General features: G+C 71.4%; 17 protein-coding genes and 1 pseudogene. 6 read left to right on the top strand and 12 right to left on the bottom strand.

Annotated elements, in window-relative coordinates; translation table 11 throughout:
• Nucleotides 1-81: 81 nt before the first annotated feature.
• Nucleotides 82-432, bottom strand: coding sequence for a helix-turn-helix domain-containing protein (locus OHU34_RS41635; RefSeq protein WP_142268338.1), 351 nt, complete (start codon nucleotides 430-432; stop codon nucleotides 82-84).
• 96 nt (nucleotides 433-528) lie between these two features.
• On the opposite strand from OHU34_RS41635, the gene OHU34_RS41630 reads away from it, so the two are divergent.
• On the top strand, nucleotides 529-1,410 hold the full coding sequence (locus OHU34_RS41630; RefSeq protein WP_230196118.1) for an NAD(P)-dependent oxidoreductase: 882 nt from the start codon (nucleotides 529-531) through the stop codon (nucleotides 1,408-1,410).
• A 136-nt stretch (nucleotides 1,411-1,546) separates the two neighbouring features.
• Here OHU34_RS41630 and OHU34_RS41625 read toward each other — a convergent pair whose 3' ends face one another.
• Nucleotides 1,547-2,497, bottom strand: coding sequence for an NADP-dependent oxidoreductase (locus OHU34_RS41625; protein WP_142268340.1), 951 nt, complete (start codon nucleotides 2,495-2,497; stop codon nucleotides 1,547-1,549).
• Nucleotides 2,498-2,629: 132 nt separating this feature from the next.
• On the opposite strand from OHU34_RS41625, the gene OHU34_RS41620 reads away from it, so the two are divergent.
• On the top strand, nucleotides 2,630-3,493 hold the full coding sequence (locus OHU34_RS41620; protein ID WP_405771589.1) for a helix-turn-helix transcriptional regulator: 864 nt from the start codon (nucleotides 2,630-2,632) through the stop codon (nucleotides 3,491-3,493).
• A gap of 45 nt (nucleotides 3,494-3,538) precedes the next feature.
• On the opposite strand, the gene OHU34_RS41615 is transcribed toward OHU34_RS41620, so the two are convergent.
• From OHU34_RS41615 to OHU34_RS41605, 3 genes are read right to left on the bottom strand one after another with little or no spacing between them, the layout of a single operon-like run.
• On the bottom strand, nucleotides 3,539-4,531 hold the full coding sequence (locus tag OHU34_RS41615) for a TAXI family TRAP transporter solute-binding subunit (protein ID WP_405771586.1): 993 nt from the start codon (nucleotides 4,529-4,531) through the stop codon (nucleotides 3,539-3,541).
• The gene (locus OHU34_RS41610; protein WP_405771585.1) at nucleotides 4,528-5,940 is read right to left on the bottom strand and encodes a sensor histidine kinase; all 1,413 of its coding nucleotides are present in this window, start codon (nucleotides 5,938-5,940) and stop codon (nucleotides 4,528-4,530) included. The genes OHU34_RS41615 and OHU34_RS41610 overlap by 4 nt, the downstream gene beginning before the upstream one ends.
• Before the next feature lie 12 nt (nucleotides 5,941-5,952).
• Complete coding sequence (locus tag OHU34_RS41605; RefSeq protein ID WP_142268343.1) at nucleotides 5,953-6,627, bottom strand: response regulator transcription factor; 675 nt, start codon at nucleotides 6,625-6,627, stop codon at nucleotides 5,953-5,955.
• Between the two features lie 177 nt (nucleotides 6,628-6,804).
• Here OHU34_RS41605 and OHU34_RS41600 point away from each other — a divergent pair, with 177 nt between their 5' ends.
• The 3 genes from OHU34_RS41600 to OHU34_RS41590 are packed head-to-tail and all read left to right on the top strand — an operon-like array spanning nucleotide 6,805 to nucleotide 10,177.
• Nucleotides 6,805-7,833: an amidohydrolase family protein gene (locus tag OHU34_RS41600; RefSeq protein WP_230196116.1), complete on the top strand. Its 1,029-nt coding sequence runs from the start codon at nucleotides 6,805-6,807 to the stop codon at nucleotides 7,831-7,833.
• A 5-nt stretch (nucleotides 7,834-7,838) separates the two neighbouring features.
• Complete coding sequence (locus tag OHU34_RS41595) at nucleotides 7,839-8,759, top strand: amidohydrolase family protein (protein ID WP_142268345.1); 921 nt, start codon at nucleotides 7,839-7,841, stop codon at nucleotides 8,757-8,759.
• Nucleotides 8,760-8,818: 59 nt separating this feature from the next.
• The gene (locus OHU34_RS41590) at nucleotides 8,819-10,177 is read left to right on the top strand and encodes an MFS transporter (protein ID WP_142268346.1); all 1,359 of its coding nucleotides are present in this window, start codon (nucleotides 8,819-8,821) and stop codon (nucleotides 10,175-10,177) included.
• A gap of 54 nt (nucleotides 10,178-10,231) precedes the next feature.
• On the opposite strand, the gene OHU34_RS41585 is transcribed toward OHU34_RS41590, so the two are convergent.
• The 3 genes from OHU34_RS41585 to OHU34_RS41575 form a co-directional block, all read right to left on the bottom strand.
• Nucleotides 10,232-10,600, bottom strand: coding sequence for a low affinity iron permease family protein (locus OHU34_RS41585; protein WP_142268347.1), 369 nt, complete (start codon nucleotides 10,598-10,600; stop codon nucleotides 10,232-10,234).
• Between the two features lie 17 nt (nucleotides 10,601-10,617).
• Nucleotides 10,618-11,040, bottom strand: a complete 423-nt coding sequence (locus tag OHU34_RS41580; protein WP_020132075.1) for a hypothetical protein — start codon at nucleotides 11,038-11,040, stop codon at nucleotides 10,618-10,620.
• A 121-nt stretch (nucleotides 11,041-11,161) separates the two neighbouring features.
• Nucleotides 11,162-12,013 carry an RNA polymerase sigma factor SigF gene (locus OHU34_RS41575; RefSeq protein WP_142268348.1) on the bottom strand — a complete coding sequence of 284 codons (852 nt, stop codon included), beginning with the start codon at nucleotides 12,011-12,013 and terminating at the stop codon, nucleotides 11,162-11,164.
• A gap of 198 nt (nucleotides 12,014-12,211) precedes the next feature.
• Between OHU34_RS41575 and OHU34_RS41570 the strand changes: the two are divergent.
• Nucleotides 12,212-12,325 (top strand): annotated as a pseudogene (locus OHU34_RS41570) (dihydrofolate reductase); the annotation flags it as partial.
• A 311-nt stretch (nucleotides 12,326-12,636) separates the two neighbouring features.
• Here OHU34_RS41570 and OHU34_RS41565 read toward each other — a convergent pair.
• From OHU34_RS41565 to OHU34_RS41550, 4 genes are all read right to left on the bottom strand, one after another.
• A complete protein-coding gene (locus OHU34_RS41565) occupies nucleotides 12,637-13,038 on the bottom strand; it encodes a gas vesicle structural protein GvpA (protein WP_142268349.1) in 402 nt (133 codons plus the stop codon).
• A gap of 148 nt (nucleotides 13,039-13,186) precedes the next feature.
• Nucleotides 13,187-13,657, bottom strand: a complete 471-nt coding sequence (locus tag OHU34_RS41560; RefSeq protein ID WP_230196113.1) for a hypothetical protein — start codon at nucleotides 13,655-13,657, stop codon at nucleotides 13,187-13,189.
• A gap of 203 nt (nucleotides 13,658-13,860) precedes the next feature.
• Nucleotides 13,861-14,694 carry a DUF4436 family protein gene (locus OHU34_RS41555; protein WP_142269834.1) on the bottom strand — a complete coding sequence of 278 codons (834 nt, stop codon included), beginning with the start codon at nucleotides 14,692-14,694 and terminating at the stop codon, nucleotides 13,861-13,863.
• Between the two features lie 62 nt (nucleotides 14,695-14,756).
• Nucleotides 14,757-14,999, bottom strand: coding sequence for a hypothetical protein (locus OHU34_RS41550; protein WP_405771578.1), 243 nt, complete (start codon nucleotides 14,997-14,999; stop codon nucleotides 14,757-14,759).
• Nucleotides 15,000-15,272 lie beyond the last annotated feature (273 nt).

Below are 15,272 nucleotides of genomic sequence, written 5' to 3'. Positions count from 1 at the left end.
GCACGCGAGCGGCCCGCCCCCGGACACAACCCCGAGGGCGGGCGCCTGTGTTGTCGGGTCCCACCGCTTCCACCGGAGCGCTCATCCCGACCGCCGAACGGCCGGCCGCTCCCTTCCCCAGGCGGCCAGCGGCCGGAGTGCGTCGTTGAGGCGCGTGCCGTCCTCGGTCAGCGAGTACTCGACCCGGGGCGGCACCTCGTCGTAGGAGACGCGGCGCACGACACCGTCCGCTTCCATCTCGCGCAGGTGGGAGGCCAGCACCTTCTCGGTGATCCCCGGAAGCAGTCGACGCAGCTCGCCGAAGCGTCGGAAGGGGTGCTCGTGGAGCGCCCAGAGGAGCAGCACCTTCCACTTGCCGCCGATCACCTCCATCGCGGTGTCGATCCCGCAGGCGTGTCCGTCCGGTGCGCCCGGCCGGTTCAGCGTCGTCATGCCCCACCCCTCTGACGTGCTCGCTCACCCCAGGGTAACCACCCACTCCCAAGTACGTACTTGATCACGCCAGAGCCTGCGACCAGCCTGATCGGCATGACACGGAACACTGTTGAGAAGAGCGCCGTCACGCTGCTGGGTCTCGGCGCGATGGGGGCCGCACTGGCCCGTACCTGGCTCGCCGCCGGTCTCCCGCTCACCGTCTGGAACCGCAATCCGCACCGCTCCGCGGCGCTCGCCGCCGAGGGTGCGAGGGTCGCGGACAGCGCCGCCGAGGCGGTCGCGGCGAGCACCCTGGTCGTCGTCTGTCTGCTGGACGACGCCTCCGTCGACGAGGTGTTGGCCGGCATTGACCTGGCCGACAGGGACCTGGTCAACCTGACCACCAGCACCCCTGCGCAGGCCCGTGCCCGCGCCGAGTGGGCTCGCGAGCGCGGCGCCCGATACCTGGACGGCGGGATCATGGCCGTCCCACCGATGATCGGTGTCCGGGAAGCCGGGGGCTACGTCTTCTACAGCGGCTCGCGGGAGCTGTTCGAGCGGCACCAGGAGACCTTGGGAGTCCCGGCCGGCACCACCTACGTCGGCGAGGACGCGGGCTTCGCGGCCCTGCACGACGTGGCCCTGCTCAGCGCCATGTACGGGATGTTCGCCGGGTCCGCGCACGCCTTCGCCCTGATCCGCCAGGAGGACATCGATCCGGCGTCGCTCGCCCCGCTGCTCGCCGACTGGCTCGTCGCGATGGCCCCGGCGGTCCACCGGACCGCCGACCGTCTGCGGAGCGGCGACTACACCAAAGATGTCGCCTCCCCGCTCGCCATGCAGGTGGCCGGCACCTCGACCCTGTTGAGCACCGCCGAGCAGCAGGGTGTCAGCCCTGAACTGCTCAGCCCCTACTTCGCCCTGATGCGCCGCCGCCTGGGCGAGGGCAGCGGCGAGGAGGACCTGACGGGCGTGATCGACCTGCTGGTGCGCTGATCGGCAGCACCCCGACACAGCGGCGACCGTGCCGGTGACCGGCTGGTGACCGTTCCTCGACGAGCAGCGCCGGTCCGTGTGTCGGTCCGCCCCGGACGAAGCCAGGCACTCGCGGGCACTCGCGAGGACCACGGAGCTACGCGGACACCGCGATCACGTGCTTGCCCACGGCTCCGCCGCGTTCGAATGCCGTGTGGGCCGCGGCGATGTCCGCGAGTGGGTACACGCTGTCGACCACCGGGCGCAGCGCACCCGAGGCGACATGCCCGGTCAGATCGCGCAGCACGGCGCTGTCGGGATTGGCGCTGAAGGTGCGGATGCGGCGGGAGCCGTGCACGCTCGACGCGGCGATCGCGGCCAGGGCGCCGGCCGACAGTCCGACGGTCACCATCCGGCCGCCCTTGGCCAACCGACCTCGGTAGCAGTGCAGTTCCGAGCCGACGGTGTCGACGATGACGTCGAACGGTCCGATCCGGTCCGAGGTGGTGGAACCGTAGTCGAGGACTTCGTCGGCACCGAGGCCGGTGAGCAGTTGGGCGTGGCGGTCGCGGGCCAGCGCGGTGACGTGGCCGCCCATCGCGTGGGCCAGTTGCACGGCGGCTGTGCCGACACCGCCCGCCGCGCCCCGCACGAGGACCCGTTCGCCGCCCGCGAGGCGCACGCTGTCGCGCAGTGCGATCAGCGCCGTGACACCCGCCACGACGAGGGAGGTCGCGTCGACCGGCGAGAGGCCCGCGGGGGCGGGCGCGATCCGGTCGGCGGGGACCACGACGTACTCGGCCGCCCCCGCGGTGGTGTGCCGCTGCCGGGGATGCACCATGCCCCACACCCGGTCCCCGACCCGGTGGCTCTCGACATCGGCGCCGGTCTCCACGACGACGCCCGCGAAGTCCAGCCCCGCGCCGATCGGGAAGCGGCGCCCCGACACCATCTTCAACTCCCCGGCGCGGACGATCACGTCGTGTCCGTTCACGCTGGACGCCTCGACCGACACCAGGACCTCGCCGGCACCGGGGGCGGGGCGGTCGACGTCGTTGACGCGCAGGACGTCCGGTGCGCCGTAACCAGTGATCTGAGCGGCCTTCATGTCGCTGTTCCTTCCATGGTCGTCCGATGTGGAACCGATACTGGTCCCCGCTCGCGGCATCACGGTCGTCCGCCCTTTCCTGGGACCGGCAGACCCACCCTTGCCGGCGGTGCCCGAGGCATACTGGGCGCCGTGACCGACGACCCCCTGGCGCCGACCGACGAGCCCCGCCGCGAACTCGCCGCGTTCCTGCGGACTCGCCGGACCCGGCTGCGGCCGGAGGACGTCGGCCTCGAACCCGGCCCGAGGCGGCGTGTCGCCGGGCTGCGACGGGAGGAACTGGCCCTGCTGGCGGGGGTGAGTTCGGACTACTACCAGCGGATGGAGCAGGGACGCGACGTGCGCCCCTCCGAACAGGTCCTGGACGCCCTCGCGCGCGCCCTGAACTTCTCCGCCGAGGAGTCCCGGCACCTGCACAGCCTCGCCGCCGCCGCGCGCACCCCGACCCGCGCCCCGCGCCGGTACGAACCGGAGCAAGTACCGGACACCACACGGCGGTTGCTGCGTACGATGCCCTCGCCCGCACTGGTCGTGGGCCGCTACCTGGACGTACTGGCCTGGAGCCGGCCGGCCGGCGTCCTGCTGGGCGAGTTCACCCGACTCCCGGTTGCGGAGCGGAACTTGTTGTCGCTCCTGCTGCACCCGGAAGCCGACCGGACCTGCCCGGAGCGGGCCGCCACCGTCGCCGAGCTGACCGCGATGCTGCGCGCCCAGGTCGCCGCCGATCCGGGGCATCCGCGCGCCGCGGAGCTGGTCGGCGAACTCGCGGTGCGCAGCGACGAGTTCGCGACGCTGTGGGCCCGCCACGACGTGGGGGAGACGACGCGCGGCCGGATGCGCGTGCACCATCCCCTGGTCGGAGAGCTGAACCTGGACTGGGACGCCTACCCGTTGCCGGGCGCTCCCGGCCCGATGCTGATCGTGTACACCGCCGTCGAGGGCGGCCCCGACGCCGAGCGGCTCCAACTGCTCGCCGGCCTGCTCGACCCCCGCTGACCCGAGGCACGTCGGGCGACCGTCACGGGCGGCCTGCGAGGTGGCTCAGCCGTGCAGCGAGCGGTACGCCGCGACCGCGCCGGGGTGCAGTGCGATGCCGCCCGTACCGATCAGGCTGCCGACGTCGAGGAACTGGGTCCCGACGGCGTTGCCGGGCACGAGGGCGCTCGCCCGCAGGGCCAGCAGGCGGGTCAGCGCGTCCGCGACGCCGCGGGGAAGATCGGGGCGGCACACCAGCAGGTTGGACACTCCGATGGTGCCGACCCCGCCCGCCGACCGGTACGCGCCCTGTGGCAGGGACACCTCCTCCAGGCCCGACCCGGCCAGGCCGTCGCGGCCGCCCAGCCGGGGCAGCAGACCGGCCAGCGGCAGGAACCGCAGGCCGACGCGGTCGTCGAGGTCGGACAGGGTGGGCAACGGTACGCCGCCCGCGACGAGCAGCGCGTCGACCGAGCCCGTACGCACCGCGTCCGCCGCGTCGGCCAGCGGGAGATGGCTGACGGGCACGTCGGTGCCGGGGGAAAGCCCCGCGGCGTGCAGGATCCGTTCGCCGAGTACGGCCGCGCCCGATCCGGTGGCGCCGAGCGAGACGGTGTGTCCCGCCAGGTCGGACACCGCGCGTACGGGCGAGTCGGCGCGGACGACGAATTGGAGGTAGGTCTCGTACACCCTGCCGAGCGCGCGCAGGGGCACGGGGTGCGGGAACAGGTCGGTGCCCTGGGCCGCCAGCGCGGTGTCGGTGAGGACGAGTGCGACGTCGGCGCGGTGGTCGCGGAGCAGTTCGATGTTGGTGACGCTGCCCGCGGTGGTACGGACGCGGCAGGTCAGACGGGGATACGCGGCTTCGAGCTCTGCGGCCAGGAGGCGGCCGAAAGCCGCGTAGAACGCGGTGGGCTCGCCGGTCGCGACGCGCAGGACACCGCTCGGGCCGGGCAGCTGCCGGGAGGCGTCGGCCGTGAGCGCGCCGCCGAGGACGGCGACGGCGGCCGTGCCGAGAGCGGCATGGAGAAGGGCGCGGCGGTCGACGGAACGGGTCACGGGGCACCTCCGTCGCCCGGCGCGCGCGGTACGACCGCCCTGGCCCGCAGCCCCCGCGGTCGCGCGGGTTCCAGGTCCAGTCGGCCGCCCCGCCCCGCCAGCAGCTGTTCGGCGATGGCCAGGCCCAGTCCCGTACCCGTCGTGCCGCCGTGCCGTTGCCGGCCCGAACGCCAGAACCGCGTGGTGGCCAGCGCGAGCTCCTCCGCGCCCAGGCCGGGTCCGTCGTCGGTCACCGTGAGGACCGCGAGCGTGCCTTCGGTGGCGCAGCGCAGCGAGATCTCGGCGCCCGGGCCCGCGTACTTGATGGCGTTGTCCACGAGGATGTCGGTGATCTGGGCGAGCTCGCGGTCCGTGCATGCGGCCGTGACCCGGGCCGGAGCGGCCCGGAGCGTGAGGCGGGCTCCGGCGCGGTGGGCGACCGGCTCCCACAGGCGGTGCTGGGCGGCCGCCACGGCCGTGAGGTCGCAGTGGGCGTCCGAGCCGTCGGTCACCGTCAGTTCCCCGGCCCGGTGTTCCGCGGCGGCGAGCGCGAGCATGTCGTCGAGGAGGGTTTCCAGGCGGTCGAGCTCGGTGGTGACCCCGGTGTAGGTGCGGTCCGCCGACGTGGGCAGGTGGGTGTTCAGGGCGTCGACGCGGAGCCGCAGCGCCGCCATGGGGTTGCGCATCTGGTGGGACGTGTCGGCGACGAGCCTGCGCTGCTGTTCCAGGGCCGCCGTGACCGTACGCGCCATGCGGTTGAAGCCGATCGCGAGTCGGCGCAGTTCGGGCGGGCCGCCGGCCCGGGTCTGTTCGGGCGGGAGTCCCGCGGCGAGCCGGCCGACGGCACGGTCGAGGCGGCTCAGCGGGCTGACCACCCAGCTCGTCGCGGCCCGGGCGAGGACCGTGCAGGCGATGGCGACCAGAGCGGCGCCCGCGAGGACGGCGGCCCAGCGCCGGGTGATGTCCTGCGCCGCCGTCCCGACCGAGGCCCGCAGCACGACGGCCCCGGAGACCCTGGTCCCGGTGCCCGCGGGCTCGGCGAACATCCGCGAGCCACGCGACCAGGGGCGCAGCGCCCCCGTGGGGTGCGCGGTCTGGTTGCGCAGCGCCGCGTCGAGCAGCCGCGCGACGTCGGGGTCGGCGGCGTGCATGCCGCCGGTCTGGACGACGGGGTTGCGGCGCGTGTCGGTGACGACGAGCGGTTCGCCGTACAGCTGTGTGTAGCGTCGCGCCTCGGCGGCGACGGCCGAGGTGTCGCCGGTCGAAGCGGCCTGGTCCATGAGGGAGGCGAAGCGGTCGAGGTCGGCGCTGCGGGCGAGGACCAGCTGCTGGGTGCGGTCGGACGCGGTGAACAGCAGCAGCGGTACGGCGAACGCGGCCACCGCGATCACGACGAACAGCAGGAGTGCGGCCTGGACCCGGGTGCGCACGCGTGGTTCCCCTCAGTCCTCGTTCCCGAGGTCCCCGAAGCGGTAGCCGAAGCCCCGGATCGTGGTGAGCAGCTCGGGGCGGCGCAGCTTGGCGCGCAACTGGGTGAGGTGGACGTCGAGGGACCGGGAGACGGCGTGGCGGGCGTCGCCCCACACCTCGTCCAGGAGCTGCTCGCGGCTGACGGCCGTACCCGCACGCCCGGCCAGCACGGCGAGGATGTCGAACTCCTTGGTGGTCAGTTCGATCTCCGCCCCGGCGACCCGGACCCGGCGCGCGTCGAGATCCACCTCGACGTCACCCGCACGGGCCGTCCGTACGAAGGAGGCACTCTTCGCCGCGTTTCGCCTGGTGACGGCGTCGATCCGGGCGAGCAGCTCGGCGAGTCGGACCGGCTTGACGAGGTAGTCGTCGGCTCCGAGCCGCAGTCCGCGCACGACCGAGCGCTCGTCGCCGCGGGCGGTGAGCACCACCACCGACATGTCGCTCACCGCGCGCAGGGCGCGCAACACGTCCAGGCCGTCGGTGTCGGGCAGGCCCAGATCGAGAAGCAGCAGGTCGGAGCTGCGGTGGTAGGTCAGCACCTCCCTGCCGTACCGGACCCGCCGAGTGACATGGCCATGGTCGTACAGGACCTCCACGAGCGCCGCGGCCACGCCGTCGTCGTCCTCGGCCAGCAGGATCTGCACCCTGACCACCTCCTTTCGGCCACTCCCGGCCACTGCCTCCAGCCGAATGTAAACCACACCGACCGCGCACCGGCCGGAGTGTTAAGGGGAGGTTAGTTCTGTGCTCGGTCCTCTCGTCCGCCGGTGCGGGACGGAGCCAGGCTGCACGGCACCCAGCAGCCTGAGAAGGACGCCGTAATGATCATCGACTGTCACGGTCACTACACGACCGCCCCGCCGGCCCTGGAGGTATGGCGCAACCGGCAGATCGCCTCCCTCACCGACCCGTCGGCCGCCGCCCCGGCCCGCGCGGACCTGCGTATCGACGACGACGAGCTGCGCGAGACCATCGAGCCGAACCAGTTGCGGCTGATGGACGAACGCGGCATCGACCTGACGGTCTTCTCGCCCCGCGCGTCGTTCATGGCGCACCACGTCGGCGACTTCGAGACCTCCGCCGCCTGGGCGGCTCTCTGCAACGAACTCTGCTTCCGGGTGAGCCGGTTGTATCCCGAACGCTTCGTGCCCGCCGCGATGCTTCCGCAGTCCCCCGGCGTCGACCCCGCGACCTGCCTCCCGGAACTCACCCGCTGCGTCGAGGAGTACGGCGCCGTCGCACTCAACCTGAACCCCGACCCCTCGGGCGGTCACTGGACCGCGCCGCCCCTCACCGACCGCTCGTGGTACCCCGTCTACGAGAAGATGGTGGAGTACGACATACCGGCGATGGTCCACGTCAGCACGAGCGTCAACCCCGCCTTCCACACCACCGGCGCGCACTATCTGAACGCCGACACCACGGCGTTCATGCAGCTCGTCCAGGGTGACCTGTTCGCCGACTTCCCCACCCTGCGCTTCGTCATCCCCCACGGCGGCGGTGCCGTCCCCTACCACTGGGGCCGCTTCCGGGGCCTGGCGATGGCGCTCGGGAAGCCTCCACTGGAGGAACACGTCCTGGGCAACGTCTACTTCGACACCTGCGTCTACCACCAGCCCGGCTCGGACCTCCTCTACGACGTCGTCCCGGCCCGCAACATCCTCTTCGCCTCGGAGATGATCGGGGCCGTCCGCGACATCGACCCGTGCACCGGCCACCACTTCGACGACACCGGTCGCTACGCGGAGGCGGCCGAGCTGCCCGCGGACGACCTCGCGGCGATCCAGGAGCACAACGCCCGCTCTGTGTACCCGCGCCTGGACGCGCTGCTGAAGCGCCAGGGGCGGTGAGGCACATGAGCACCCCCTCCCCCAAGACCCCCGGCTGGCTGGACTGGTACCGCAACCCGTCCACACCGGCCTTCCGGCTGCCGCCGGGGACCGTCGACACGCACTGTCACGTCTTCGGCCCGCAGGCCGACTTCCCCTTCGCGCCGGAGCGGAAGTACACACCCTGCGACGGCGGCAAGGAGGATCTGTTCGCGCTACGCGACCACCTGGGCGTCGACCGCAACGTCATCGTGCAGGCCACCTGCCACGGCGCGGACAACAGCGCCATGGTCGACGCCGTCCGAGCCGCGGGCGGCAGGGCGCGCGGCATCGCGACGGTCCGCCCGGACATCAGCGAGGGCGAGCTGCTCGAACTCGACGCGGCGGGCGTGCGCGGAGTGCGGTTCAACTTCGTACGGCGACTGGTGGACACCTCGCCCGAGGACGACCTGCACACCATCGCCAAGAAGGTCGCCCCGCTGGGCTGGCACGTCGTCCTCTACTTCGAGAGTGCCGACCTGCCCGAACTGGAGGGCTTCTTCGCGTCGTTGCCCGTCCCGCTGGTGGTGGACCACATGGGACGGCCGGACGTGACCCAGCCCGTGGACGGGCCGCAGTTCACCCGGTTCCTGCGCTTCGTCGACGACAACGACGTCTGGGTGAAGGTGAGTTGTCCCGAACGCCTCAGCGTGACGGGGCCCGCCGCCCTGGACGGCGAACGGCACGCCTACACCGACGTCGTCCCCTTCGGCCGCCGCGTCGTCGAGGAGTTCCCCGATCGGGTGCTGTGGGGCACCGACTGGCCGCACCCCAACCTCACCGGCCACATGCCCGACGACGGACTCCTCGTCGATCACGTGTCGCGGGTGGCGGTCACCGCGGAGCAGCGGCACCAGCTCCTCGTCGCCAACCCGATGGGCCTCTACTGGCCCGGCGAGCACGTCTGACGTCCCCGGACTCCCCTGTATCCCCCGTGCATTTCCACCCACTTCGACAAGGGCCGCTCATGCAACACGCCAACGCGCTGAACCGGCTGGACAGGCTTCCGGTCTCCCGGTTCCACAAAGTCACCCTCCTCGCCGTCGCCTTCGCCTACTTCTTCGAGTTCGCGGACATCAACAGCTTCGCCACCACCGCACCGAAACTGATCAAGCTGTGGGGCCTGACCGTCGACCAGGTCGCCTACGTCACCTCGCTCTCGTTCGTCGGCATGTTCCTCGGGGCGATCGTCGCCGGGTCCATCTCCGACCGCTGGGGCCGCAAACGCGCACTGCTGTGGACGACGCTGTTCTTCGGCATCTCCTCGTTCGCGGCGGTCTTCTCCTGGGACCTCGTGTCCCTGGGTGTGTTCCGCGTCCTGACCTCGGCGGGACTGTCCGCGATGACGGTCGTGGGGGTCGTCTACGTCAACGAGATGTACCCGTCGGCGATCCGCGGCAAGTACCAGGCGTACGCCATCGTCATCGGCATCTGCGGAACACCCGTCACCAACCTCATCGCCAGCGCCGTCGTCCCGCTCAACGACTGGTCGTGGCGGCTGGTCTACCTCTGGGGCTCGCTGGGCATCCTGCTCGTGCTGTTCACCCGGCACCTGAAGGAATCACCCCGCTGGCTGGAGAGCAGGGGAGAGCACGCCAAGGCGGACGCGGTGCTCCGGGAGATCGAGGAGAGCGTCGCGGCGGAGAAGGGCCCCCTTCCCGCGCCCGCGCCGCCGGTCGACGAGACACCGTCGACGAAGGCGCCCCTGCGGCTGCTCCTGCAGAAGAAGTACCTGTTCCCGACGCTCCTGCTCACGGTGCTGTGGACGACGCAGACCATCGGCTTCTTCGGCTACTCCAGCTGGGCGCCCACCCTGCTGGCCAAGGAGGGCTTCAGCGTCGAGAGGTCCGTCTTCTACGTGGCCCTCACCACGGTCGGCGCACCGCTCGGCTGCTATCTGGCCTCCCTGGTCACCGACCGCTTCGAGCGCAAGTGGTGCCTCGTCGCCTTCGGCACGGTGATCGCGGCATGCGGTCTGCTGTACGGGCTCACCTTCAACCCGGTCCTCATCATCGTGTTCGGATTCCTGGTGAACCTCTTCGAGCGCGGCTACACCGCCCTCGCCTACGCCTACTCCCCCGAGCTCTTCGACACCCGCAGCCGCTCCCTGGGAACGAGCGTCTCCTACGGCCTGGGCCGGCTGTCGAACGCCGCCGGTCCGCTGATCGTCGCGGCGCTCTACAACGGCCACGGCTATCAGAGCGTCTTCTACTTCATCGCCGGCACCTGGCTGCTCGGCGCGATAGCCCTGGCCGCCTTCGGCACCCGCACACGATCGGCCCGCATCGCCCAGGCAGAGCGGCAACGCGTGAGCCTCCCCGCCTGAGGCGGCCCGGGGCAGGGCAGCGCGGGGCCGCGCGGCGCGCCCTCGGAACACTGCTCAGGTCTGCTTCTCCATCCTGATGGCCTGGCGGAGTTCCTCGCTCGCCGCTCCCGGTTCCCGCCGCTGGATCTCCAGCAACGCGGCGGCGATGGCGTCGAGCTTGCGCTGGATGGCGTGCTCGGCTCGCCGTTCGGAATTCTTGAGCAGTGCCAGGAGCAGCAGCGAGACGGCGGACATCGTCTCGCCCACCAACAACAGCCACGGCGTGGGCAGCTTCAGCGCGTGCGCGGTGATCGCGGCGGCGACCAGGACGAGGCACACGCCGAAGAAGGCGGGAGAACTGGTGAAGTTCGAGGCGTGTTCGGCCAGGCGCGTGAACCGTCCCGGCCGGTCCCCGTCCCGGTGCGCGGGGTGCCGTGGTGCCATCAGGTCACCGGCGGTCTTCACGAGGCCGGCCGGTCGGCCGGAGCCCCCAGGGCCCAGCCGGAGACATCGCCCAGCCGGCCACGCCACAGCGGAGCGGTGGCGGTCCCGGGCACGGACAGGAACGTGACGTCGACGAGGTGGATGAACCCGTGCAGCCCGTCCCCCGCTCCCGGCTCCGCATCGGCCTCCTTCAGAGCGGACCGGACGGTGTGCGCCAGGTGTGCCATGTGGTCGGCCGCGTCTTCCGCTCCGGTGGCCGTCGACACCACGTGCTCCCACCGGTCGGCCCACGTACGGGACCCCACCAGGTTCCCCGCGACGATTCCACCGGGCGTGGTCAGGCAGATCTTGAGGGCCGCCTCGGGCTGCGCGTCGACCAGCCGCAGCAGGATCTCCAGATGTGCGTCGATCGGCGGGAGCGCGGCACCGCTTTCGCTCACCACAGGTCCTCTCTGGTACATGCCCGGGGCCGGGTGGGTTGCCGCGCCCCGGGCCACGGGTGTCGGGCCAGGGCTCGGGTGTCGGGCGTCGGGCGTCGGGCGTCGGGTCTCGGGCTTCGGTTCAGTGGGTGGTGAGCATGCCCGCGCGCAGGCGCTTCAGGGTGCCGGAGAGCAGGCGCGACACGTGCATCTGCGAGCAGCCGAGCCGTTCGCCGATCTGCGCCTGGGTCAGCTCCTCGACGAAGCGCCAGTGGAGGATGTGCCGTTCACGCTCGTCGAGTTGGGCGAGCAGGGGCGCCAGCGTGTGGAAGTCCTCCACCAGTTCCATGGCCGCGTCGTCGGACCCGATGAAGTCCGCCAGTGCCGTCTCGCCGTCGGGGCCGCCGCCGATGGTGGCGTCAAGGGAGGCGGAGTTGTAGCCGTTGGACGCGAGCCGGGCCTCGATGACCTCCTCCTCGGTCAGGTCCATCAGGTCCGCCAGCTCCCTGACCGTGGGGGTCCGGCCCATACGGCTCTGGAGCTCCTCGGTGGCCTTCGCCAGCTGCACGCGTGCCTCCTGCAGGCGGCGCGGCACGTGCACGGACCAGGAGGTGTCCCGGAAGAAGCGCTTGATCTCACCCACGATGTAAGGGATGGCGAAGGAGGTGAACTCCACCTCACGGGATATCTCGAACCGGTCGATGGCCTTGATCAGCCCGATGACGCCGACCTGGACGATGTCCTCCATCCCGTCCGCGCCGCCCCGGTTGCGGAACCGTCCGGCCGCGAAGCGGACCAGGGACATGTTCATCTCGATCAGGGTGTTGCGCGCGTACTGGTACTCGGGCGTGCCTTCCTCGAGCACCGCCAGCTTCGCGAAGAACAACTTCGACAGGCTGCGGGCGTCCTTGGGCGCCATCTTGCCCGGTTCGGGGACCACAGGCAGTGCCGCTGTCGTCTGCTCCTCGGCCGCTCGCGCGATCGTCGTCGTCATCTGAGATCTCCCCACCCTGCCGGTGCCCTGCGTTCGAGCTGATGTCGCCGCGTCTACCCCCTCATCCGCAGAGCATGCACATGCCCGACAGAAGTGCCCGGTCGAGCGGGCGGGAACTCGCCGTCCGGCCGGGTCCGGGGCGCCGCCGGCCGGTACCTCGGAGACAGGAGATCGCGAGCTCCGGCCGATGCAGGTCCGGTGGTCGACGGTCCGGACGGCTGGAACGACGAGTCCGGCTACGGCGCCGGTGAGGTCGGCAGGCCGGCGCTCGTCGTCGTGACGAGCTCGCCGCCGAAGTCGGTCCGGCTCACCGCGCGAACTGACCGGTCGACACCCGCACTGTGCATCCCGGCCCACCACCCGCTCGGGCCGCAGTCCCGCGGCGATCACCGAGTCCATCGCCCGCCGCGAAGCCCACCCCGCGCGCCGGCATCGGCGATCTGCCGACGCTGTTCCTCACCGGGTTCCCCCGTCACCCGGACGAGCACCTGGAATGGAGTGGGGCCGACTGCCTCACCGACCTCCGACAGCGCACGCCGTGCGGCCGAATCGACGTTCTCCCACAAAGGACAACGCAGCCCCGTGATCGCCGCGATGCTCACCACCGGTTCGCGCGCTGGGCCTCAATCGGTCTGCGTTCTGCGCGCGGACCGTGTCCCCTGGCGCCTCTGGCCCTCGTCACGGGCCTGCTGATAGGCGCTGAAGATCGTCTCCGCGGCGCCGGACAGCGCACCCTTGGTCTTGCCACGGGCGCCGGACTCGGTGATCTTCTCCGTGAGTTCCATGAGCCCGGCCGGCTTGCGTGGTCCCGACTCCAGGTCAAGCCGGTTGCACGCCTCGGCGAAGCGCAGGTAGGTGTCGACGCTGGCGACGACGATGCGTATGTCGATCTTGAGGATTTCGATGCCGACCACCGACACGCGCACGAAGGCGTCGATCACCAGTCCTCGGTCGAGAATGAGCTCGAGGACGTCGTAGAGGCCGCTGGAACCGCCCCCGCCGCCCTGCTGCGTCGCCACGGTCATGACGGCAAACCCCCTTGCCCTGATGCGTCTGCGTGGTCTCGTCGGCGCTGTTCCTCGGTGCGGTGCGGACTACCTGTGCAAGTTGCCGCACATGCCGCGGCCAAACGCATGTACGAGTCCTCGGTGAGACGGGCCTGACGGCGACCGCTCAGGCGCCTGCGGGGGCGACGACGCCGGGCCGGCCGTGGGAGCAGTTCCCTGCCACGGCCGCCCTGGGGATGCGCATCCGGCGCAGCAGATCGCGAGTGAGGCGGGTGTCGAGTGTGGTGCGCCAGGTGACGTCGGGGTGCCGCGAGCGCAGGTGCGACAGTGCCCTGGTGCCCAGCCCGCAGTCGCGGAACGGTTCGTCCAGGACGACACCGGTGATCACGCCCTCGGCGCACTCGTCGCACGCTCGATAGGTGACCCGTCCGACCACCTTGCGGATGTGCACCAGGAGCAGACACTCCTCGCCCGCGCCGCCCTCCGGGGAGGACGAGGGCAGCAGCTCGACGGCACGATAGGCGAGCAGCCTGCGGTGCCACCGACCCCCTCGCCGTCCGGTGCGCCGGTGCCTTCCCTCGGCCCGCCGTGGTGAGGCACCGTCCCGTGTTCCAGGTCGGCCGTGCGCGTCGCTCATGGCATACGTCTGGTTTCCCTGCATTCCATCGCGTGTGCCCGATACCGCGGACCCCATGTCACCACACCGTGAACGCATCGCGGTTGCCGACCGCCCGGGGTGAGGTGTTGTTCGAGTGGTGCGAGGCGCCGCTGTGCTCGGACGGGCCGTTGCGGACGCTCGTCGACCTGGCGCTCGCCGGCCGGCCCCGTGCGGCGGAGCCATTACATGGGCGGCGCGTCCTGGTGGAGGGCCTTGTCGACGCCGGTGATGACCACGGTGATCAGGCAGAGGGCGATGACGGTCTCGGCCCACAGGAAGGCGAACCAGTCCAGCACGCAGCCGATCGGGGGCGTGCCGGGGGCGGTGTTACGGAACGCGGCCAGGGCGAACAGGGTGGCGGCCATCCAGGCGAGGGCGGGCCAGACAAGGCCCTCACTGCGGGTCGTCAGGTACCAGGCCGCGATGAGCACGGACACCGCCAGCGCCCACATCACCACCATCATGAAGACCGCGAAGGCGAGCAGGCTGCCCGATCGCGCCAGCCCCAGCGCCACCACGGCCTCCTGCCGGGAGGGCACCGGCTGCACGGAGATCGAGAAGAGCGTGTCGTTGTTGGAGAACAGCATCCGTACCGGCACCTGCTTGCCGCCCAGCTGTGCCCGGAACGCGATGTCGGTCTCGTAGGTGTCGAACGGGTAGTCACTGATCGATCCGCCGGTGAGCGCAACCTGCACGTCTCGCGTCGAGAGCCGCTCATGCGCCGCGAACTCCAGGTCGCTGAGGGTCGCCCCCGAGGTCTGGATGCTGAGATCGGCCACCGGGGCCGCCCCGTCCGCCTCGCCGAGGCTCCCGCGCGGGGCCACCCAGACCCGCAGGACCAGCTCTCTGCCCGCGGCGTCGACACTCTGGACGACGGCCTCCACGTCCACCCGGTCGGCGGCCGAGGAACCGACGGTGTACACCGTGTCGACCGCCCGCCGCTCGGTGAACTGCAGCCACGAGCCGACGGCCACCGCCACCACGATCAGGAACGCGATGGGGATGAGCACCGGCAGGAGGGACCCTCCGGAGCGTCGTGGGCGAGGCGGGTCGGCAGGTGCCGGACGGCCCTGACGCATCACTTGGTCCGGATGCCCGGCAGTCGGTCTGCCGCACGGAAGTCGTCCGGTGGGTCCGCGTTGCACCCGGCAAGGAGGACTCCGGCCCCGAAGCGCCCTTCTTCGCTGCCACGCGGGCGCAGAACGTCGACTGCCGGGGACACCGTCACGCGCAGATACGGCGGGGCGAAGAACTCCCGCTGGATGAAGGTGCGGAACGGCTTACCGGTCACCCTCTCGACGACATGGGCCAGTACGACCACAGCCGACGCACCCTCAGCGACACACAACGAAGCCATCCGACTCACGGACACCACCCGCTTTCGCCGCCGGGAACGAGATCGGCTCAGTGCCATCGCGGACTGCGGAGGGTTGAGGCCGTCAAGTCCGCTGCGGGTGTGCCGTGATGCGGCGCCGGCCGATACCGGGCGGCCGGGTTGCCAGAAGGATCGGACCCAGTGGCGGACCGCACGTAGGCCACGCTACGGGGTGGTCCGAGTACGTGCATGCGGACGACGTGGCGGCAACGAAGCGCG

Source organism: Streptomyces sp. NBC_00080 (genome assembly GCF_045041255.1).
GTDB lineage: Bacteria > Actinomycetota > Actinomycetes > Streptomycetales > Streptomycetaceae > Streptomyces > Streptomyces coriariae.
This window is presented reverse-complemented; position numbering and strand designations above follow the sequence as displayed.